This window comes from Ruegeria sp. HKCCD6604, assembly GCF_013110635.1.
In the GTDB taxonomy this organism is placed as follows: Bacteria; Pseudomonadota; Alphaproteobacteria; order Rhodobacterales; family Rhodobacteraceae; genus Ruegeria.
Window position 1 is genome coordinate 114,895 of record NZ_WVQW01000003.1, and the last position, 21,873, is coordinate 136,767.

Annotated in this window: 19 protein-coding genes and 1 pseudogene; 16 read left to right on the forward strand and 4 right to left on the reverse strand. The window is 57.6% G+C overall.

Going from position 1 to position 21,873, the window contains the following annotated elements; genetic code table 11:
- The first annotated feature begins 68 nt into the window (after positions 1-68).
- The 9 genes from GS614_RS22455 to GS614_RS10635 all read left to right on the forward strand — a co-directional run bounded on the left by GS614_RS22455 (position 69) and on the right by GS614_RS10635 (position 10,637).
- Complete coding sequence (locus tag GS614_RS22455; protein ID WP_171170118.1) at positions 69-761, forward strand: XRE family transcriptional regulator; 693 nt, start codon at positions 69-71, stop codon at positions 759-761.
- A 93-nt stretch (positions 762-854) separates the two neighbouring features.
- On the forward strand, positions 855-2,414 hold the full coding sequence (locus GS614_RS10600) for an ABC transporter substrate-binding protein (protein ID WP_171363257.1): 1,560 nt from the start codon (positions 855-857) through the stop codon (positions 2,412-2,414).
- A 56-nt stretch (positions 2,415-2,470) separates the two neighbouring features.
- Positions 2,471-3,415 (forward strand): ABC transporter permease, encoded by a 945-nt coding sequence (locus tag GS614_RS10605; protein WP_171118247.1) that lies wholly within the window; start codon positions 2,471-2,473, stop codon positions 3,413-3,415.
- Entirely contained in the window at positions 3,396-4,274 is an 879-nt protein-coding gene (locus GS614_RS10610; RefSeq protein ID WP_371809396.1) for an ABC transporter permease, read from the forward strand. The genes GS614_RS10605 and GS614_RS10610 overlap by 20 nt, the downstream gene beginning before the upstream one ends.
- Positions 4,274-5,260: an ABC transporter ATP-binding protein gene (locus GS614_RS10615; protein ID WP_171726231.1), complete on the forward strand. Its 987-nt coding sequence runs from the start codon at positions 4,274-4,276 to the stop codon at positions 5,258-5,260. Before GS614_RS10610 ends, GS614_RS10615 begins: the two co-directional genes overlap by 1 nt.
- A complete protein-coding gene (locus tag GS614_RS10620; RefSeq protein ID WP_171726232.1) occupies positions 5,257-6,258 on the forward strand; it encodes an ABC transporter ATP-binding protein in 1,002 nt (333 codons plus the stop codon). Before GS614_RS10615 ends, GS614_RS10620 begins: the two co-directional genes overlap by 4 nt.
- Positions 6,255-8,273, forward strand: coding sequence for a CocE/NonD family hydrolase (locus tag GS614_RS10625; RefSeq protein WP_171726233.1), 2,019 nt, complete (start codon positions 6,255-6,257; stop codon positions 8,271-8,273). Before GS614_RS10620 ends, GS614_RS10625 begins: the two co-directional genes overlap by 4 nt.
- A 29-nt stretch (positions 8,274-8,302) precedes the next feature.
- Complete coding sequence (locus tag GS614_RS10630) at positions 8,303-9,157, forward strand: alpha/beta fold hydrolase (protein ID WP_171726234.1); 855 nt, start codon at positions 8,303-8,305, stop codon at positions 9,155-9,157.
- Between the two features lie 16 nt (positions 9,158-9,173).
- Positions 9,174-10,637 carry a M81 family metallopeptidase gene (locus GS614_RS10635; RefSeq protein WP_253285334.1) on the forward strand — a complete coding sequence of 488 codons (1,464 nt, stop codon included), beginning with the start codon at positions 9,174-9,176 and terminating at the stop codon, positions 10,635-10,637.
- 103 nt (positions 10,638-10,740) lie between these two features.
- On the opposite strand, the pseudogene GS614_RS10640 reads toward GS614_RS10635, so the two are convergent.
- The 3 genes and pseudogenes from GS614_RS10640 to GS614_RS10650 form a co-directional block, all read right to left on the reverse strand.
- Positions 10,741-11,418 (reverse strand): annotated as a pseudogene (locus GS614_RS10640) (IS6 family transposase); the annotation flags it as partial.
- A 1,149-nt stretch (positions 11,419-12,567) separates the two neighbouring features.
- A complete protein-coding gene (locus GS614_RS10645) occupies positions 12,568-13,677 on the reverse strand; it encodes a ParB N-terminal domain-containing protein (protein ID WP_171118237.1) in 1,110 nt (369 codons plus the stop codon).
- Positions 13,674-14,981 (reverse strand): AAA family ATPase, encoded by a 1,308-nt coding sequence (locus GS614_RS10650; RefSeq protein ID WP_171118234.1) that lies wholly within the window; start codon positions 14,979-14,981, stop codon positions 13,674-13,676. The genes GS614_RS10645 and GS614_RS10650 overlap by 4 nt, the downstream gene beginning before the upstream one ends.
- Before the next feature lie 696 nt (positions 14,982-15,677).
- On the opposite strand from GS614_RS10650, the gene GS614_RS22150 reads away from it, so the two are divergent.
- From GS614_RS22150 to GS614_RS10665, 3 genes are all read left to right on the forward strand, one after another.
- A complete protein-coding gene (locus GS614_RS22150) occupies positions 15,678-16,148 on the forward strand; it encodes a DnaA N-terminal domain-containing protein (protein WP_253285335.1) in 471 nt (156 codons plus the stop codon).
- Positions 16,149-16,188: 40 nt separating this feature from the next.
- Positions 16,189-17,328 carry an aminotransferase class I/II-fold pyridoxal phosphate-dependent enzyme gene (locus GS614_RS10660; RefSeq protein ID WP_171118231.1) on the forward strand — a complete coding sequence of 380 codons (1,140 nt, stop codon included), beginning with the start codon at positions 16,189-16,191 and terminating at the stop codon, positions 17,326-17,328.
- 78 nt (positions 17,329-17,406) lie between these two features.
- Positions 17,407-18,015 carry a helix-turn-helix domain-containing protein gene (locus tag GS614_RS10665; protein WP_171726236.1) on the forward strand — a complete coding sequence of 203 codons (609 nt, stop codon included), beginning with the start codon at positions 17,407-17,409 and terminating at the stop codon, positions 18,013-18,015.
- Between the two features lie 54 nt (positions 18,016-18,069).
- On the opposite strand, the gene GS614_RS10670 is transcribed toward GS614_RS10665, so the two are convergent.
- A complete protein-coding gene (locus GS614_RS10670) occupies positions 18,070-18,840 on the reverse strand; it encodes a transporter substrate-binding domain-containing protein (RefSeq protein ID WP_152460614.1) in 771 nt (256 codons plus the stop codon).
- 121 nt (positions 18,841-18,961) lie between these two features.
- Between GS614_RS10670 and GS614_RS10675 the strand changes: the two genes are divergently transcribed.
- From GS614_RS10675 to GS614_RS10690, 4 genes are read left to right on the forward strand one after another with little or no spacing between them, the layout of a single operon-like run.
- Positions 18,962-19,702 (forward strand): amino acid ABC transporter ATP-binding protein, encoded by a 741-nt coding sequence (locus GS614_RS10675; RefSeq protein ID WP_171726237.1) that lies wholly within the window; start codon positions 18,962-18,964, stop codon positions 19,700-19,702.
- A 9-nt stretch (positions 19,703-19,711) separates the two neighbouring features.
- Complete coding sequence (locus GS614_RS10680; RefSeq protein WP_171726238.1) at positions 19,712-20,470, forward strand: amino acid ABC transporter permease; 759 nt, start codon at positions 19,712-19,714, stop codon at positions 20,468-20,470.
- An 11-nt stretch (positions 20,471-20,481) separates the two neighbouring features.
- On the forward strand, positions 20,482-20,817 hold the full coding sequence (locus GS614_RS10685) for a carboxymuconolactone decarboxylase family protein (protein ID WP_170345140.1): 336 nt from the start codon (positions 20,482-20,484) through the stop codon (positions 20,815-20,817).
- Positions 20,818-20,822: 5 nt separating this feature from the next.
- Positions 20,823-21,872, forward strand: a complete 1,050-nt coding sequence (locus GS614_RS10690) for an aromatic ring-hydroxylating dioxygenase subunit alpha (RefSeq protein WP_171726239.1) — start codon at positions 20,823-20,825, stop codon at positions 21,870-21,872.
- Position 21,873: the final 1 nt, after the last annotated feature.

Genomic DNA, 21,873 nt, shown 5'->3' on the forward strand with positions numbered 1-21,873 from the left:
ATTTTTCTTGCGGAAAAGAAAAACAAACGTAGGATTTCCGACATACCCAGCGAGCGTAGGGAGGATTCGTGAGCCAGGGCAAATCGAAAAAACAAACCCGCACCGCCAGCGAAGAGGGCCTTGCAGCCTTCGGTGCCGAGGTGCGCCAGCTGCGCAAAGCGCGCCAGATGACCCTGGCCGAGCTTGCGACCAGCAGCGGTGTTTCGATCAGCCATCTCAGCGCGATCGAGCGCGGAACCGTCAGCGCGTCTCTCAACAAGATCTCGCGCATTGCCGATGCTCTTGGCGTCCCTGAGGAATGGTTTTTCAACCACCGCCCCGGTTCTGGCCCGTTGGAGCGCGCCTATGTCGTGCGCCAGTCCAACCGACGGAACCTGAACATGCTGTATGACGAACCGGCCGAGCAATCGGGTTATGCCGATCAGTTACTGTCCAGCTCCATCGGCGGTGGGTTTTGTATGGGCGTCTCGGACTACCGCCCTTATTCCGAACAGGTCGTAGACCAATATTTCTCGCGCGATGGCGAGATGCACGGGGTCATTCTGGACGGTGAGCTGGAACTGGTGCTCGAGGACGAAACCGTAACCTTGCGCACCGGTGACAGTTTCAGCTTTCCCGGAGACATTCTTCACGTCCTGCGCAACGTATCCAATCAACCTGCGCGCATGATCTGGGTGAACTCACCCGTGATCATTCCAAGATTCTCAGCGCTCGGCGCTGATGAGCAACTGCCACAGTCACACAAGAAAAAGAACGGATAACGCCTGCTGGCACCTGAAGTCGCGGGCACGCCTGCCCGCAAGCAACCAAACCGGACAGATGCCCGGAGACGAAGACAAACAGGGAGTAAGCAAATGAGTTCGATTTTCAAGGGGGACGTTTCCCGACGCTCCGTTCTGGCCGGTGCCGGTGCATTGGGCGCGGCCAGCCTCGCATTTCCCCGTATGGCAGTTAGTGCAGATGGCTCAGTTCTGACCATCCGGTCCTATAGCGATTTGCAAGTGCTGGACCCGGCCTTCTGGCTGGCTCTGCCCGAGGCCGACATCATGCGGTCGATCTATGCCCCGCTGGTCTCAAACCAACAGGGCGATGAGTGGAACTGGCGGCCCGTTGCTGTTGAAAGCATCGAACAGCTAGACGATCTGACCATCGCCTTCAAACTGCGCGACAATATCGGTTTCACGGATGGTTTTGGTCAGATGACCGCCGATGACGTGAAGTTCTCGATCGAGCGTATCGCTGACCCAGCGAATGAAAGCCCCTATGCGGGTGACTGGAGCGCGCTGAAAGAGGTCGAAGTAAAAGACACCCTTTCGGGCCTGATTCATCTGAAAAACAAATTCGTGCCGCTGTGGACAACCACGCTGCCGACCCCCGCCTCCTGTATCGTTTCGCGCAAAGCAGTCGAGGAAATCGGCGGAAAGATCGGGTCTGATCCGGTCGCGCAATCTGGCCAGTACATTCTGACTGAATGGGTTCCCAAGCAGAAAACCGTTCTAAAGCGCAACCCGGATTGGGCTTATGAACCTGGCGGGTATGAGGAAATCCACATCCTGCCCATTGAGGACCCCTCGACCGCCGAGCTGGGTTTTGAAGCTGGTGATCTGGACTACACCTGGACTTCGGTATCCTCTCTGCCGCGGCTTAAGGAAAACCCGCCGGCGGGATCGGTTGTCGAGGAAAAACCTTCGCTGGCCTATGTATGGCTGGGCATGAACCAGGACAACGAAGCACTGAAAGACGTTCGCATCCGCCGTGCCATTCAGCACGCGATTGACCGGCAGACTGTGGTTGACGCGGCCTATTTCGGCGCAGCGGCCGTGGGCAACGGTATCATCGCCCCTGGCCTGCCGGGCAGCCGGGATAGCGTGACATACGACTACGACCCCGATAAAGCGCGCGAACTGCTGGCCGAAGCGGGTGCGGAAGGCATGACCGTCACGCTCGACATCCTGAACCAGTCCGAACGCCTGACGGCGGCTCAGGTCATACAGGCCAATCTGGCCGATGTGGGGATCACCTGCGAGATCAAGCAAAATGACAGTGGGACGTTCTGGACGCTTGGTTCCAAGGACGGCGACTATTTCATGGATCTTCAGTTGGTACTCAGCCGGTTTTCGATGAACCCTGACCCAAGCTGGGCGACGGTCTGGTTCACGCCGGAACAGGTTGGCGTTTGGAACTGGGAACGGTTCAACAACGCGGAATACAAGGCGCTGCACGAAGAAGGTCTGGTCGAAAGCGATCCGGCCAAGCGCGATGAGATCTACAAGAAGATGCAAGGTCTTATGGATGAAAGTGGCTGCTATGTCTTCCTGACGCACGAAGTGGTCGGCCTGATCCACAAGGATACGGTAAATCCGGGCCTGAAGCCGAATGGCGAGCCGCTGCTGCCGCTGTTCAAACGCGCCTGATCCACGCAAACGGGCGGCGTATGGCCGCCGCCCGCACGGCCTTTTGGGGGGCGCGTATGCTGAGCTATTTTTTCAAACGGCTTGGGCTGGCTGCCGCGATCGTTTCGGTCGCCATGTTCCTGCTGTTTTGTATGATCTACCTGATCCCCGGCGACCCGGCCTCGGTTGCGCTGGGGCCCAGGGCAACCGAGGAAATGCGCGCCGCCCTGCGCGAAAAAATGGGGCTGAACCAGCCGGTTCTGGTTCAGTTCTGGAATTTTTACATCGGGGCCTGGACAGGTGATTTAGGGGATGAGGTTCTATCGGGTCGTCCCGTCACTACGGTCGTGTTCGAACAACTGCCCTATACGCTGGCCTTGATCGTCGGCGGCATCACGTGGTCGGTTGCGCTTGGTATTCCGCTGGGTTGCTGGGCGGCGGTCAGCCGCGGCAGCTGGGCCGACCGGATCGTTGGCATCCTGTCCGTTGCAGTGATTGCCGTGCCCTCGTTCGTGATCGCGATTTATGCGCTGCTGATCTTTGCCGTTGAATTGCGTTGGCTACCTGCCATTGGCGCAGGCGAACCCGGCAATCTCGGCGATCAACTCACGCACCTGGTCCTGCCTTCGCTGGCGGTTGGTCTGGGCTGGGTCGGCTATATTGCCCGTATGGTGCGCGCTTCGATGCTCGAAGTGCTTGAGGCCAGCCATATCCGCACCGCCCGCGCCTTTGGCCTGCCGGATCGAACGATCACCTACCGCTATGCCTTGTCGATTGCGATCCTGCCCACGGTCACGTTGCTGGGCGTGGGCATCGGTCAGATGTTGTCCTCGGCTGTCTTTGCCGAGATCGTCTTTGCCCGCCCCGGCGTTGGCAAGCTGGTCTATGACGCCATCCTGACCCGCAACTTCCCCATTGTGACAGGAACCGTTCTGATCACGACAGTCCTGTTCGTTCTGCTCAATCTGTTGGCAGACCTCATCATCGGAGCTTTGGATCCCCGTGTCAGAAGCAGTTTCTAACCCCGCCCCCGGGCGCATGGCCGAGCTGTGGCGCCCGATCCGCAAAATCCTGCGTGAACCGCTGGGCGCGCTGGGACTATTCCTTGTGCTGTTTGTCATCTTTGGCGCCGTGTTTGCCGATTTTCTCACCAGCTGGGACCCGACGAAAATCAACCCGCGTGACCGGTTCCAAGGCCCAAGCGCGCAGCATCTGATGGGCACCGATCAGCTGGGCCGGGATCTGTTTGCCCGGGTGCTGCATGGTGGACGGATTGCGCTTTTTGTGGCTTTGGTCTCGACTGCTGTGTCGCTGGTGATAGGCATCGTTCTGGGCTTGATCGCGGGCTATGGGCCGCGTTGGCTGGACAATCTGATGATCCTTTTGTTCGACGCAATGAAAAGCTTTCCGACCGTCATGCTGGCCCTTGCGCTGGTCACGCTTATGGGGCCGTCGCTGACCGCCGTTATGGTCGTCGTTGTTCTGGTCACCGTGCCCGGTTACGCGCGGATCATTCGCACTCAGACTATCGCGTTGAAGACGTCAGAATATGTCACGGCAGCGCAAAGCATGGGCGCTTCTTCGACGCGTATCCTGCGGGTGCACATTCTGCCGAACGTCATCGGTCCGCTGGTTATCCTCGCATCGATGGACATCCCAGTCGTCATCGGCATCGAAGCAGGGATGAGTTTTCTGGGCCTCGGTGTGCGCCCCCCGACCCCAAGCTGGGGCTCGATCCTGAATGACGGTTTCACCAATATCCGCGATACTGCCTGGATCGCGATTGCTGGCGGCGTGCCGATCATCATCACAACGCTGGGCTTTACTTTTTTGGGCGAGACGCTGCGGGACGTATTCGATCCCCGGCTGAAAGGACGCTGATGACCACGCTGCGCATAGAAAATCTGAACGTCAGCTTCTCGACCGAGGCCGGGCCGCTGCACGCGTTGAAAAACGTCAGCTTCGATGTGCCCGAAAACCGGATTGTCGGTATCGTGGGCGAATCTGGCTGCGGGAAATCCACCCTGATCAACGCCATTCTTGGATTGCTGGCCGACAATGGCAGCATCGACAGCGGATCGATCCTGTTTGAGGGGCAGAATGAGCTGACCACCCTGCCCCCGTCGCGCATGCGGGACCTGCGCGGCCCGCGCATCGCAACCGTGTTTCAGGACCCGATGGGCGCGCTGAACCCTGTGATCTCGGTCGGCAAACAGATGCTGAACATTCAGTATCGCTCGCCCCTTTCAAAGGACGAAAAGCTAAGCCGCGCGGTCGAGATGCTGGAATTGGTGCGCATCCCCGATGCCCGTGCGGCGCTGGCGCGGTATCCGCACCAGTTATCGGGAGGGATGAAGCAACGCATCGCCATCGCCATGGCCTTGATGATGGAGCCCGCTCTGCTGATCGCGGACGAACCCACAACGGCGCTGGATGCGACGCTTGAGGTTACGACAATCGAACTTCTCAAGGACCTTCAGCAAAAGATCGGCTGTTCAGTCATGTTCATCTCGCACCATCTGGGTGTCATCGCCGAGCTCTGTGACGATGTCGTGGTGATGTACGCCGGGGAAGTGGTCGAGCGCGGTACCGTCCGTCAGATATTCCAGGATCCACGCCACCCCTACACAGCGCGGCTGCTGGAATGCGACCCTGCGCGGCAAAGCGAGCGCACCCGGCACTTGCCGACGATACCCGGAGAAATCCCCGATCTGCGCGCGCGGCCCGCGGGCTGCATCTTTGCCAACCGCTGTGACCGGGTAAGCGACGCGTGTTCGGCCCCGCCACCTGACAAGGACATCGGGGAAGGCCATGTCGCCCGCTGCTTTGTCCCGGACACACCAGCAGAAACCGGAGTGACAGCATGAGCAGCGATCCGATTCTCAAGGTCGAAGATGTTCAGGTCTCGTTTCCGGTCGGCGGACTGGGACGCCGCAGCGCGATCCTGGGTGTGGCAGGGGTGAGTTTTGAGGTCAACCGCGGCGAGACCTTTGCCCTGGTCGGCGAAAGCGGTTCTGGCAAAACAACGCTTGCGCGGGCCGTGAACGGTTTGCAGGAGATTAGCGCCGGCGCCATCACTTTTGAGAACCAGCGCATCGACGAGTTGGACCGAAAGGCGATGAAGCCCGTTCGCAAACGCATGTCGATGATGTTTCAGGACCCGGTAGGCTCCCTCTCGCCCCGCATGACCGTCGGCGATCTGGTGACCGAACCTTTCCGAATTCACGGTATAGAAGGGCGCAATCTGCGGGATGAAGCTGACCGCCTGCTGACACTAGTAGGTTTGCCGACCAGCTTCGCGTCGCGTTTCCCGCATCAGCTATCGGGTGGACAGGCCCGACGTGTCGGCGTCGCGCGCGCCATTGCGCTGGATCCGGCGCTGATCATCGCGGATGAACCCACTGCGGGCCTGGATGTGTCGGTGCAGGGCGAAGTTTTGAACCTGCTGAATGATCTGCGCGAACGGCTGGGTCTGGCGATGGTGATCATCACCCATAACCTGCATGTGGTGCATCATGTGGCGGACAGAACCGCAGTCATGTATCTGGGCCGCTTTGTCGAGGCAGGAGACACCGAACAGGTGTTCAGTGCGCCTCAACACCCCTATACGGCGGCGCTTCTGTCAGCCAACCCCGAGCCCGACCCGGATAAGACACATGACCGGATCACGCTGCCGGCCGAAGTCCCCTCATTGCTGGCCCGCCCATCGGGATGCGAGTTCCACACCCGCTGCCCATGGGCGCAATCGCGATGCAGTGTGGATGCGCCGGAGCGGCAGGTTGCAAACGGGCGCGCTGTCGCCTGTCATTTCCCTTTGGAACCCGGCGCCCGCCCGCCGGAACTAGCAGAAAAGGCAGCGTCATGAGCGATATAGAGGTCATTGAAACCGTTTGGATTCCAATGCCTGACGGAACCAAGCTTGCTGCCCGGCTCTGGCTGCCCGAAACAGCCAGAACTTCACCGATGCCCTGTATCCTCGAATATATCCCCTACCGGCGTCGGGATCGCACGCGTATGCGCGATGAAAGCATGCACCCGCATTTCGCAGCCGCCGGGTACGCCTCAATCCGCGTCGACATAAGAGGGTATGGCGACAGTGAAGGCGTGCCCGAGGATGAGTATTCCCACCAGGAAATCCAGGACGGCCATGACATTGTCCAATGGATAGCCGATCAGGACTGGTGCGACGGAAATGTCGGCATGTTCGGCAAAAGTTGGGGGGCGTATAACGCGTTCCAAGTTGCGGCGACCCGGCCCCCGGCACTTAAGGCAATCGCTCCGGTGATGGGCACGGATGACCGATGGCGCGAGGATATTCACTTCTACGGCGGCTGTTTGGCCAATGACAATTTCTGGTGGGGCTCAATCATGCAGCTCTACAACGCTATGCCGCCGGACCCCGAAGTTGTCGGAGCTGATCGCTGGCTCGACATGTGGTGCGAACGTTTGGAAGGCGCTGAATTCTGGCCCGCCATGTGGCTGGAACACCAAACCCACGACGAAATGTGGCGACGTGGTTCGATCTGCGAGAATTACTCTGACCTACAGGTACCGGTCTACTTCTTTGGCGGCTGGATGGATCTGTATCGGGACACGCCCTTCCGCATTGCAGAACACCTCGGCGGACCAGTCAAAATCCTGATGGGACCTTGGGCGCATCTTTACCCACATGAAGGGGTGCCCGGCCCCAAGGCCGATTTTGTCGGCGAGTTAATCCGTTTCTGGGATCATTGGCTGAAAGGGATCGACACGGGGTTAATGGATGAACCCCCATTGCGGTTTTTCTTGCAGGACAGCGCGGCGCCTTCGGGGACCCATCTGCAACGCACGGGGCGCTGGGTTGAAGAACCGTCTTGGCCGTCGCCCAATATCGCCGAGCAAACGTTCTGGCTGAATGACCAAACTCTGGGCGAAACGGCACAGTCAGGGACTGCGATGTCCATCTGCTCGCCACAGAGCTTCGGTGCCGCTGCGGGCGATATGTGCTCTTTCGCCATTCCCGGCGATATGGCAGCGGATTGCCGGATCGATGCTGGGGGGGCATTACAGTTCAAGGGGTCACCCCTGACCGAACCGCTGGACTTGTTGGGTCAGCCCAGCGTTGACCTGAAGGTGTCGGCGGATCAGACGCAAGCCTATGTCGCCGTGCTGCTGGTGGATGAGGCCCCGGACGGCGCGCAAACGCTGATCGCGCGGGGATTTTGCAATCTCAACCACCGCGACAGCGACACCCAACCTACGCTGATCACGCCCGGCGAAGACATGACCGTTACGGTTCCCTTGTACGGAACCGGCTATCATGTTCCCGAAGGCCACCGCATCACATTGCAAATCGCCTCAGCCTATTGGCCTGTTCTGTGGCCTGCGCCGCAGCCGGTGACACTCATGATCAAGCCCGGCATGTCCCGGCTGACCCTGCCGATCAGAGTCCAGCCTGACGGCAGCGCCGAGCCGCGTCCGCTGCCGGAACCGGAGCCACCAACCGCGGCCCCGCGAAAAACCCATGTTCGCAATGGCTCAATGGAACGCTCGGTCCACACTGATCTGACGAATGGCGAAGTGACCCACCGGTTCTTTCTGGATGGCGGTGTGTTTGGTCCGGTCGGCGATTTCCGTCTTGACGACATCGGAACGGTGCTCAGCGATGTGTCCGACCGGCGCTACACGATCCACCCCGGCGATCCCTTGTCTGCCGTCGCCACAATGGAGCAAACAGCCGGTTTCGATCGGGACGGCTGGTCCGCGAAAATCTGGACTTATTCCGAGCAACGGGCAACGGCAACCGAGTTTCACCTGACCTCACGCCTAAAAGCCTGGTCAGGTGGTGAACTCATTTTCGAAGAAGAAAAGACGCACACCATTCCCCGCAACGGAATGTAGCGCATCCTTGCGGCCACAGGAGCCTTCCAATGTCAGTCTTCCCCGAATTTGGTCCAAAATCAGAAACACATCAATTGACCATGGGCGGCGTCACCATGCGAGTCGTCGTTGAAGGCGAAGGGCCTCCGGTCGTGTTCGTCCCCGGCGGAGATCAGACGGCTGAGGCTTATTCCGAACAATTCTCGTGCCTGTCAGATCACTTTAAATGCATCACTTATGATCCACGCGGCGCGGGTGACACGCAATCGCCCCCTCCGCCCTGGTCGATGCAGGATTACGCGGCCGATTGCGCTGCGGTGATTGATGCATTCGCTGGTGGTCAGGCCGCTGTCTGCGGGTTGTCACTGGGCGGGCTGGTCACGCAGCAAACCGCAATCGACTTCCCGGAAAAGGTGCGGCTGGCAATTCCGATGGGCACCTCGGCCTATATCGACGGGTTCACTCGCGACTGGATGCAGGCCGAGATCGACCTGCGCAAGGACGGCATCACTCTGCCTGATTATTTCCTGGCCCCGCACTATGCCGTTTACGCCTTTCCGGCCAAAGCGCTGCACGAGCCTGAGCTTTGGGAGGCGCTCAAAGCATCCTACACCGAGCGTTTTCGGAATCGCGACCCGCAGGCAACAATTGATCAGTGGGAAGCCTGTCTGAAATTCGACTGTCGTGAAGGGTTGAAAACCTGCCCGGTCCCGATGCATGTCATCGCCTTTTCCGAGGATGTTCAAACCGCTCCGGTCATGTGCAAGGTGGTTTCTGATCTTGCGCCGAACGGCGTGTTCCATGAAATTCCTGGCCTGGGTCATGTTTCGATGACCCGCCACAAACCAGAAATCGTGGCGGCAAAACTGCGTGAGATTTTGACCGCCGAATTGGTGCAGCAATAAGCGGCTGAAGGGTCAGATGAGAATTGCTATCGCAGGATTTCAGCATGAAACCAATACCTTCGTCGCCACTCCAACGAAGCTGAGCGATTTTGAGCAGGCAGATAGCTGGCCGGAAATGCTTTGGGGCCAAGACGTTCTGAACATAACCCAAGGTATGAACCTGCCCATAGCGGGTTTCGCAAAAACTGCCTTGGCGGATGGGGTCGAATTACAACCCATCCTGTGGTGCGCTGCTGAACCGTGTGGCAAGGTTGCGGATCACGCCTTTGATACCATTGCCGGACGCATCACCAATGCGCTGGCGAACATGACGCAGCTTGATGGGGTCTACCTGGACCTGCATGGGGCCATGGTCACAGAGTCTTTGGATGATGGGGAGGGAGAGCTGTTGTCGCGGATCAGACAGGTCATCGGTCCGGACCTGCCGCTTGTTGCAAGCCTCGATATGCATGCCAATATCTCGAGGCAAATGGTGGATCTGTCGGACGCGATGACCATTTTCCGCACCTATCCGCACCTCGACATGGCAGAAACAGGCGCGCGGGCCTTTCGAATGATGCGCGACATCTGCACAAATGGCCCGCCCGCAAAAGCGTGGCGTCAAGGGGAGTATCTGATCCCGCTGCACAGCCAGTATACCGAAGTCGCCCCCGCCAAAACGCTGTACGCCGCGTTGGATGTCTTCGACTGGCCAAACGCGCGTCTGGTTGAACTCGCCGCTGGGTTTACTGCAGCGGATACGGCCGATTGTGGACCATCTGTCTTGGCCTACGGCGAGTCACAATCCGATGCCGATGCAATGGCCGCGCAGATATTCGCAAAGCTGCAAGCGGCGGAAACGCAGTTCGATACGTCTCTGCTTTGTCCGAAAGATGCTGTTGAAACTGCACGGCATGCAAATGGCAAAGGGCCTGTAGTAATCGCTGATGTGCAGGACAATCCGGGGGCTGGAGCGTCGGCCGACACGACAGGATTGCTACGTGAGTTGATGCAACAAAACGCCCCCTCGGCCATTCTCGGGTTGCTGAACGACCCGCAACTGGCGGCCAAGGCCCACGAATTGGGCGAAGGCGCGGAACTCGAGGCCGAGATTGGTGGTCGAGGTCCCGGCGACGTTCCTTTCGCTTCAAAGGTGCGCGTGCATCACCTAAGCGATGGCCGATGTCGTTATTCGGGCGAAATGTATGGCGGCGGCGTTGCTACGATGGGTCCGTCGGCCGCCTTACAGCTGATTGGAACGCAAATCCATGTCCTGGTCACCAGCATTCGAAATCAATGTCTGGATCTGGCGCAAATACGTTTGTTCAATCTGGAGCCGGAAGACGCTCGGATACTATGTGTCAAAAGCACAACCCACTTCCGCGCCGACTTTGAACCCATCGCGCAAAAAGTCTTGAAATGTGCCGTACGGGGGCAGTTTCCGTGTCAGCTCAAGGATGTCAGGTATACCAAGCTGCGACCGGGCGTACGCATAATATGAGGGTACCGAAGCACCTCAGCGTCGTCTCCGCAACAGTACGAAACGGATCTGTTGCAAAGTTTCTTATTGACCGAAGAGTTGAAACCGAACCCGCGGCGCATGCCGCCAGTTCTGCCAACTGGCGAAACGGGCAATCCCCAGGCGTGAGTTGGCCTTTGCGGATCATATGCGCCACTTCGATCCCGTCCAATGTAACCGCCGCTGAAGCGAAGGCCTTGAACCCCAACATAGGCCGTGTTCGTCTCTTGATGCAGCGATGGTCCTGTTCCACGATGTTATTTAGATACTTCCGCCTGACCATCTCGACTGCGATCGGGCAGCGAAAGCCTTTCGGCATCTTGTTTATCGCTCTGATGCCAGCCGTGTTAGCTCCGTTTTTGTCGATGACAATCTTTCTCGGGTGGCCGTTGACCTCCAGCAGCTACGCGAAAAATGTGGCGGCGGCGGGTTTGTTTCGACGCTGCGAAAGCATGAAATCAAGTGTCTTTCCGTTCCTGTCGACAGCGCGATAGTGACAGACCTACGCTCCTTTTACCTTGATGCAAGTCTCTTCCATTCTCCTGGAACAGCCGCACGGCCCCTTTCGCCTGCACGCGACATCGGCAATTGCACTAGCGTATTTTGTGACCCAACGGTTCAGTGTTGCATGATCCAGATTAACGCCGAGTTCCGCCATGATTTCTTCCAGGTCACGGCACGACACACTGTATCGAAGGAAGACGAAATCCGAGTACAAGATGACGTCTTTCGGAAATGCGCCCTTGAAAGAGATCGTCGCGATTGGCTCCTGTCATATTCTAGCCCGCGTTAACAGAACTTCGTTCAAGCTGACAGGTGGAGACAGAGTTTGCGATAAAACCGGCGTCAGCTGAACGGCTTAATGCTGATTGGACTGCCGCACGGCGGGCCCGTTCGCTAGGAAATTCTCTTGCCCAGTCACACATCGAAACCCTGATGGGCGAATTACCGTCGCACTGCAAGATCGTCGCTGCCATTGATGGGTACCCGGCCTCCCTCGCGTGGCTGGGGGTGTGGCTGGAGACCATACGATCTGGCTCGGTGCCGAGCGTTTTGGCCAGACGGGAACCATTTGTGATCTCTACAACCATCACGAGATTGACCCGCGGTCGTCACATCCGTGTTCATGCCGCGACTTGAGAGGGTCCGGTTGTCTGAGATCGATCACAGGCCAATTGCGAACTGTGTACGAGGCGCACAACTGGCCTGGCCAGAATAACTATTGAACTCCATGAAACCACACTCACGGTCGGTTGAATGCCACTCGGGGGAACCAGCCCCCGAGTGCAGAACGTACTGAAAACACTCACTCACGGTTAAACCGCCACCGTATCATCGCGGTCAGGTGGTGGGTCGAAAGCATGTCAAACATAGGGAAGAATGAAGTCGGATTTCTTTATTACACTGTAGAGCAGCAAAGCATTGCCAACCGCAGGTGTTTTCAGGCCGCCTCTCCGCTTGTGCGCATAATTTTGGGTTTTTGATCCTTACTTTTCCACAACACGATTTCACTATAACATTTGATAATTTTTCTTATCATTTGTAATTGCTCTAGCCGAGATTGTGTGCAGTGAGTAGCCGTCATATCACCTTATTCCCGTGTCACATATTGCATGCCGAAATCTCGAGCAGGTATCGGGCGCCCTTCCGTGATCTGAACGTACGAACCCGAACAAGACGCCGTGGTTTTAGGCCCCGACAACACTCCGTGAAAATGACCGTTCCTGAACCAACGTCGATGACTGAAGCCACAAGCCCCGTCTCAAGCTGCGGCAGCATCTATCACGGGACACGAATTCAAGGCAAAACAACTTATGGGCAGTAATCCCTTGCTGAGAACGTCCAGGCATTAGCGACAAGACAAAGGCGCCGGATTCGACCGGCGCCTTTTCTCGGACCTTCAAACCAAACCTTACCCGTGGGTAAGATCGTCTTCCTCGGGAAGAGCATCGATGAAAGCAGCTATTGCCGCCTCAAGTTTGCTGCGATCAACACGCGTAAAGTCCAAATCATATCTCAACTCAATTCGACCACTGGATGCCGAGCACTTGGCGATCCCTGCCCGCCCTGATACCTGAAACGTGGTTTTTGCACGTCGTGGTTTATCGGCGCTTTCAACCGGAGCCTTCTTTGCCACGCTTGTTTCCGGCGCGCCCAGAAATGACCTGAGGATAGCAACCTCACGCGCTCCGTCACGGTCCGGCTCGCTCATGACCGCGGCACTCACCTGGCGCACCAGACCGGGCGTTGCATCCAGCTTGCGCTTCAGCTCTACGCCTACGTTGCGCGGAATGTCGTTCGGATGTTTCAGAACCTTGTCCAACATCATCAGCAAACTGGCAAATGACCTAATGTAACTCCGCTTTGTGTAACTGGCGGATTTGAACAGCGTGGAAACCGCCTTGTCTACATCCGGGCAATCATTTGCCGGGTCTTCGGCATACGCGCGCGCCAGAGCACCCATTTCCGCAAACGAGATATCCTTGCGGATCAGGTTCTCATCCACCATGCGCCGGTAGCTGCTGTCGAGATCGCCCGCCTCTGAAATACCCGCTGGAATTCTGGCATAGGACTCATCGCCAGTTTCTTCATACAAGGCCCGATAGGCAGACAGGCGCCGCATCCCCTGGATCAGTTCAAATCGTCCGTCTGAGCGACGCTCAAGTCGGATGGGGTTGGACAATCCGATTTCCTGAATTGACGCTTTTAGCTCGTCCAGTTCCGGATCCGGCCCGGGTTTACGATCCCGCGTCAGCTTTTCAAACAGAATGTCAGCCAATGCTACACGTTCGGTCACCAGACCTTCGGAACGCAGGCGCACGAGTTCATGCGCAAGACGATCGTTTTCTGCGCGAATGGTTTCTTCCGTCGATTGCTGGTCGCGCAGCGCATCAGCATTTTCCGAAATGGCCGCAGCCATCGGGCCTCGCCGCTTTTCAAGAACCTTGTCCGGAACCTTGCCGACAGGAATGTCATCCATTGCGGGCAGGTCGATATCAAACATTCTGCGCTTGCGGCTCATGCGTCATCCTCCAGCTTGTCCCAGGCAGACAGCATCACACCTCGGAATTCCTCGTAAACATTGTCGAATGTCGAACGGGCCCGACGCCAGGTTTCGCGGGTCATTTCGCGATAATCCATTTCGTACACCGAGCTCAGAAAGCGGCCGGATTGCTCGACCGCGCGGGTCATTTCAACAGGGTGCTGGGCGACGTGGTCTCCGAAGACTTTCTGGAACGCGTCGAACATCGCCAGATGCAACGCGTTTCCGGGCTCGTACCTTGTAAGCAGGAACCGCAGTTCGCAGAAGGTTTTGGGAAGACCGATCTTACCCGTGGGTAAGGTTTTGTCGAACCCGTAGGCCAGGTCCTCCAAAGCTTCTGCCAACTGACCGATAAAGGACGTGGTCGAGTCATATTCCCAGTACCCGGGGCCAGACGGGATGTACAACATGTCCGCCGCGAACACCGCGTTCATGGACTGATACCCAATGGCCGGCGGGCAATCGAACAGGATCAGGTCATAGGCGTCGTCAGGGATTTGATCCAGATACCGGGACACTGCGGCAAAGAAAGACCATTCAGGGTTCAGGTGGCGATACTGTGCCGAGGCAAATTCAACGAAGGCCGCGTTCGCACAGGATGGGATCGCATCGATGGTGGACCAGGACGTCCGCCTGATGAAATCGCTGATCCGCAGATCTCCAAGCCCCATATCCGTGATCGCCGGGGGCAGTTCCCGGCGGGGCAGGGCGGTGCCGGACTCCGCCGCGGCGGGCCGGTTGTTCATGCGCTCGGTCTCGCGGATCAGGTCACGCGCCATGATCCCCCAGACAGTGTAATCCTCGGCGACATCGGTCAGGCCCATTGAATGGCTCAGCGTGGCCTGCGGATCGAAGTCAACGACAAGAACACGGTACCCATCCAGCGCGGCAGCATGCGCAAGATGCAACGCCACCGTTGACTTGCCCGCCCCGCCCTTGAAATTCGCTACGGCCGCGCGAATGGCCCGCTTGCCCTCGGGACGCGGTGGCATGAGGGATTTACGATTCACCTTGAGCCGCCGCCGCAACTCATTCACCTCCTCCAAGCTGAACCAGCGCTGCCGCCCCTCGGGCTCAACTTCGCCTCCGGGCAGAGACGGATCAGCGGCCAGCTTTCCGCGAAAGGTTGACTGGTTGACCCGGAAGATCAGCTCGGACACTTCCCAGCTCGAAAACCGGCGGAGTGTCTTCTCCATCTCGGGGCTAAAGGTCTGCTGACGAATCCACCCCTGGAGTTTGAGAGATTGATTGCGCAATGCATTCAGGTCTTCGTGCGTGTACATGCCTCATGTCTCTTTGTTTGGAACGTAAATTTCTGTTCGTTTCTTATTTACGCCCGATTTGCGCTTTACGCAAAAGAAAATATGATGAAACTCAAATCTTACCCACGGGTAAGAAAACAAGGCCCTGCAAGGCCATCGCCGATTCGGCAGCGCAGAAGATGAGGGGTGACGATTCGCAACACGCCCTCAACCGTATTTAGGGGGGCATTCTTACTGGAACGGCGATATATGGGGGGACATAACAAGCCAATAAGGGGTCATCCTGAACGTCCCCCTTCACCAATACTTCACCAGATTTCTTATATTTTTTGATCTGGATTGGCGCAATTTTCTGACCTGTTTCAGACTCTTCTTGACAGAATCGAAGCTTTGGACGCTAATTGGGCCAAGATGACGAAAAGCGTTGGCAAACAGCGCGAGATCGGCGGGACACACCCGTCTGAGGCAGATAGAGCGGTGAGAACGGGTATGCAGCTGGCTAAACCGGTCGGGCGAAATGCGGCGGCCTTGAAATATGATATACTTTCTGCACTCACCATATATGCGTTGTCAGGCGACAAGCATCGGCAACGCAGCGTACTGCGTGTCATCTCATTGATTACGACACGATATAACTGGCGAAACAACGAATTATCGATTGGACGCGAAGAAATTTCGCGCCTTTGGTCAGTGAACGAAAGGACTGTAAAGCGCGAAATGGCCAGATTCCGCGCACTAGGTTGGGTAACGGTCAAACGGCCTGCTGCACGGGGCCGGGTCGCGGTCTATGAAATCGACCTCAAACAGATCATGATCGATACGCAGGAGGTCTGGCCGATCATAGGCTCCGATTTCCAGGCCCGGATGAGCGAGGATTCCGAGCCCGTTACAAATGTCGTGCCTTTCGCGGCAAAATCCCCGGGGCCTGAAATCAACACCCCCGAAGCCAAGCCCGAGGATGTCTGGTCGCAGGTGCAGTCAATCCTTCACGGGAGCGATCCCGAGCTGTGGGCGAGTTGGTTCCAGCATCTGTCCGAGTCGGAAAGGGCAGGGGGGCGCGTCATTCTGGTTGCACCCTCGCGGTTCATGGCTGATTACATTGCACAGAAATGGACGGCACGGTTGCTGGCCGCCTACAGCCGCGTCGATCCCAGTATCAGAACGGTTCATGTAAACGCAGCCGATTGAGGCTGTCAGGTGCGCAGCACGGCCGAGCAAAGGATGCATCATGATCAACCGAAATTTTCAACCATTTCGGGTCGAACAGTTTCTGTCCGAAACGGAACACGGGGTGGCCTTCAATTTCTCGGAAAGCGGCGTTCATCCCATGTCGTTGCAGGGATTGGTAGAGCTGGCCGGGATTGATCTCGACGCTCTGCTGACAACGATGATCGACTATCCGCAAGTCAATGGAAAGCAATCCCTGCGCAACACCATCGCAGGCTTGTATCCGGGGGCCTCGGCAGATGGGGTATTGGTCACGGTCGGGGCAACCGAAGCGAACACGCTGGTGGCCAACACCTTGTTGGAGCCCGGCGACAATGTTGTGTGTTTCCGACCGACCTATGAACAGATTTCAGGAAACGCCGCCAATCTGGGCAACGAAGTGCGTTGGGTCGATCTGATCGAATCCGCAGGGTGGGGCATAGACGCAGAGGCGCTTGAGCGGGCGGTCGATGACAGAACCCGCATCATCCATGTAGTGAACCCGAACAATCCAACGGGCCGTATTCTGACCGAAGCGGATCGCGCCCGCATCGTATCGGCTGCCGAGCGCGTTGGCGCCTGGATCGTTTCAGACGAGGTTTATGCCGGAACCGAGCGGGAAGGTGACACCGAAACGCCTTCGTTCTGGGGAAGTACGGACAGGGTTCTCGTGGTGAACTCCATGTCCAAGGCCTATGGGCTTCCGGGGCTGAGGCTGGGATGGCTGGTTGGGCCCGAAGACATCATTCAGCACTGCTGGCGGCGGCACGAATATGCCTCGATCGCGGCATCCATGTTGTCGATGGAACTGGCGGACAAGGCGCTTGCCGAACCGGCACGGTCCAAGTTGAAAGCCCGCGCGCGCCGTCTGATCCGCACGGGTTTCGACGTTCTGACGGAAGAACTGGCGCGGCATCAGGGGGTGTTTTCCGTTGTACCACCTCAGGCGTCGGCCATGTCGTTCGTGCGGTTCAATCTACCGATCGCATCCGAGGCGTTCAGCATGCGCCTGTTGCGCGAAAAAGACGTGCTGGTCATTCCGGGGTCGCGGTTCGGGGTCGAGAACCATTTTCGGTTCAGCTCGGCCCTGCCCGAAGATCATCTGCGCAACGGGTTGGCCAAGTTGAATGATCTTACAGGAGACATCCTGAACGGAAGCTGAGAGTTTGCCGCCGAACTGGTGCGAATGGTTCGGTGACATTTCTTTTGCCTTTTTCATACGTGTCGATAGGCTTCGCAAATGGAAGATTCACCTGTGCTTTCCGCCGAAAAACCGCCGCTGGATCACCTAGTCGGGTCCGCGGTGAAAACGCATCGCGCGCTGGCCGGGTTGACTCTGGCCGAATTGTCTCAGCGGTCCGGCGTGTCCACGGCGATGATTTCCAAGATCGAGCGCGGTCAGGTGTCTGCTTCACTGGCGACGCTTGAGGCTCTGGCCGGCGGAATCGGCGTTCCGTTGATCAACTTCTTTGCCGGCACGGTCGAACGCACCGATGTATCATTTGTGGCTGCGGGCGAAGGTGTAACCGTGCAACGGTTGGGCACCGGTTTCGGGCACAGTTACAAGCTGATCGGTCGGGCGGAAGCGAAACATGTCAGTTTCGAGAGTTTCAGCGTTACATTGGAAGGTCCGTTGGACGAACGCCCGCTTTACCAACATCAGGGTGTCGAATTCATCCACGTCACCGACGGCGAGATGGTCTATGGCTGCGGTGAAGCCGCTTATCACATGCGGCCGGGCGACAGTCTGAGTTTTGATTCAAACGCCACTCATGGGCCGTTGGAGTTGAAAACTGATACGGTCAGCTTTGTCACCGTGGTTGCCAAGGCCGTGTCGGGCGACAATTGAAAAACGCCCGGCGACCGGGCCGGGCGTTTGGGAATCAAGGTGATCCGAGAAGAGTTAGAGACCCCATTTCTTGCGATTTTCCTCGAAGAACCCTTGCGCCTTTTTGACTTCGATCCAGTTGTTTACATAGTTGATCCACACCTGATCGGCCTGTGGCAGGATCATCGCTATGGGTGACGGCGAACGCGGGCCAGCGTTCTTCACGCGTACCACCGGAAACTTCGCCTCGAGGGTCGAACCTTCGATGTTCGACGTAATGAAGACATCCGCGCGTCCTGCGATTACTTCCTGAAAACCGCGGGCCGGAGCCTCGACCACCTTGATTTCTGCGTTCGGGAACCATTCGCGGACGCGCTTTTCGAATGTTGTGCCCAGGGTGGTCGCGACTTTTACTCCGGGTTGGTTGATCGAGTCATAACCGTCGAACTTGTCGGCCTTGTCCTTGGTCGTATAGGGGAAGAGTTCCACCGAAATATAGCTGTCGGAAAAACCTGCGACCTTCATGCGCGGCGGCGAAATCGATGCCGATCCGGTCAGGTGATACTTGCCTGCCACCACACCGTTGACCAGTGTTTTCCAGTCGGTGGGGACATATTCGACCTCAACCCCCAGATCGGCGGCCAGCTCGTTCATGATGTCGATGTCGTACCCCTTGTAGCTGTTGGTTGCAGGGTCGCGGAGGGACATGGGGTTCCAATCGCCCGTGGTGCCAACCTTGAGCACGCCGGAATCCAGCACCTCGTTCAGTGCAGATTGCGCCTGCGCTGCGCCTGACAATACAAGCCCAAGCGCAGCGGCTGCCGCAGCTTTCCAAAAAGTGTTCATCGGTTTCTCCCGTTGGTGGCGTTTCGACCTTGTGGCCGTATTCTTCATTGATTTAAGCCCAAAGGGAAAGATAACCTCAAGAAAATATTATACTGGGACTAAAACAGGGGCAGTTCATCTTATGCCAGACGCCGCAATCGAACTTGTGGGCGTGAACAAGTGGTTCGACACGTTTCACGTTCTCAAGGACATCAATCTGACGGTCAACAGCGGCGAAAAGGTGGTGATTTGCGGGCCTTCCGGGTCAGGGAAATCCACCGTTGTGCGATGTATCAACCAGTTGGAAAAACATCAGAAAGGAACCATCCGCGTAGATGGGATCGAGTTGAAGGATGACGAGAAATCCGTGGCCAGGATCCGGTCCGAGGTTGGAATGGTGTTCCAGCAGTTCAACCTGTTCCCGCATCTGACCGTTTTGGAAAACCTGACTTTGGGCCCGATCAAGGCGCGGGGTCTCGGCCGCAAAGAGGCAGAGGAAAAAGCACGCCGCTATCTTGACCGGGTGCACATTCCAGATCAGGCCGACAAAAAGCCCATTCAGTTGTCGGGTGGTCAGCAGCAACGCGTCGCCATCGCCCGGTCGCTGTGCATGGAGCCACGTGTGCTGCTGTTTGACGAGCCGACTTCGGCACTGGACCCCGAGATGATCTCGGAAGTGTTGGACGTGATGGTCGAGTTGGCCAATGAGGGGATGACCATGGTGGTTGTCACGCATGAGATGGGGTTTGCCCGAAAGGTGGCCGACAAGATGATCTTCATGGATGCCGGTGAAATCGTCGAAGAAGGCAAGCCCGAACATTTCTTCACCAATCCTCAGTCCGATCGGTGTCGCAAATTCCTGTCCCAGATCCTGCAACACTGAGAGGGGCCGATGAAAAAACTTCTTCTCATTTTGCCTCTGCTTCTTCTGGCAGGCTGTTCGTCGTCGCAGACCTGGGGCTGGTACGTTATCGATCCGACGACGGCCTCGGGTTGGACCAATGTGAAATTCCTGATCTCGGGGATGGGCGCGACGATCCAGATTTCCCTGATCGCCGCTGTCCTGTCGATCGTCATCGGATTGCTGGTCGCCCTGCCGGGGTTGTCCGAGAAACGCGGCTGGCGGATGCTTAACCGGATTTACGTGGAGTTCATCCGCGCCATCCCTCTGCTGCCGATGTTGTTTTGGGTGTTTTACGGCTTGCCGATCGTGTTTCAGTCCATGGGGATGAACATCCCCATTGATCCCTTCTGGGGTGCGATCCTTACGTTGGCGATTTCTGACAGTGCCTTTACTGCCGAGATCTATCGCGCGGGGATTCAGTCCATTGCCCGAGGCCAGCGCGAGGCGGCGCAGACCATCGGGCTGAACTATGTGCAGACCATGCGCTATGTGATCCTGCCACAGGCAATACGGCGCATTCTGCCGCCGCTGGCGAACCAGTTCATCTACATCGTCAAGATGAGCGCCTTTGCCAGCGTCATCGGAATGCAGGAACTGACCCGACGCGCGAATGAACTGGTGGTGACGGAATACCGCCCGCTGGAAATCTATACCCTGCTGATTTTCGAATACCTGATCCTGGTTTTGATCATCTCAGCCGGGGTGCGCTGGCTGGAGCGTCGCATGGGCGCAGACGAGCGCGGATAAGGAGTGAAAAAATGAACTGGAAAGATTTCATGGCCGAGACCGAGGCCAATATCGGGGCCTTTTCAAAGGAGGTGCCGGAAACCGTGCGCGGCTTTGGCATCATGGGCAAGGCGGCCAAGACTGATGGGGCGCTGAGCGAGAAGACCAAGGAGTTCATGGCGCTCGGCATTGCGATCGCGACCCGCTGCGACAGTTGCATCGGATTCCACGTGCGTTCGCTGGTTCGGCTGGGCGCCACCCGCGCTCAGATGTGCGAGGCGTTGGCCATGGCCACCTATATGGGCGGCGGGCCGTCCTATGCCTATAGCGCCAAGGCGCTCAGGGCTTTTGACGAGTTTTCGGAGTAAGAAACATGCGTCCTGATCTGGCCGGAGCAGAGGGGTTTATTCGCAACAGCTGGTACGTCGCCGGACGGTCCGAGGATTTTGGCCGCAGCCTGAGTGCCGTGCGAATGTTGGGCGATGATATCGTAATCTATCGTGACACAGCGGGCAAAGCAATCGCGTTGGAGGACGCTTGCCCGCATAGAAAGCTGCCGCTGTCTCGGGGCACCATCGAAGGGGATCATGTGGTTTGCGGCTATCACGGTCTGACATTCGGCTGCGGCGGTGAATGTGTCAGTGCCCCGACACAGCTGGACAATCCTCCGCGCCGCGCCGCCGTGCATGCATACCCGGCCGAAGACCGCTGGGGATTTCTTTGGCTGTGGATGGGGGACCCGGACAAAGCCAGCACAGACGACATCATCGACATCCCCAATTTCAACAACCCGTCCTGGGGCAAGACCCGGACCGGTGCGATGGAGATGGCGTGCCATTACCTTTACATTATCGACAACCTGCTGGATCCAAGCCATGTGGCCTGGGTGCATCTGACCTCGTTTGCCGGGGCGGGAACCGACAACCGCCCGCTGGATCTTGAAGAAACCGAAACCGGCGTCATAGTTTCGCGCTGGATCGCGGATGAACCCGCGCCGCCCTATTATGCGCCGATACTGCCGTTCGGGCCAAGCTGCGACCGCAAGCAGCATTACGAATGCCGTCTGCCGTCCACTGCGATCAACATGTCCATTTACACTCCGGCCGGAGAAGGCGGGGCGGATCGGCCGTTGTCGCCCAATGCCTTTGTCAATATTTCGTACAACTTCATCACACCGGTCGATGCGGAAACATCGCGGTATTTCTGGTTCCAGCACCGCAACATGCACGCGGATGACACAGCCATGTCGCAGCGCATGTTCGAAGGCGCGGTCATGGCCTTCAACGAGGACAAAGAAGTTCTGGAACACGTTCAAACCGGCATGGCGCGGCGCAAGACCGGCTATATCAACCTTGGGCTGGACGCGGGCGCGATGCGGTTCCGCGCACGGGTTGCAAAGCTGATCGCGCAGCAGGCCGGCTGAT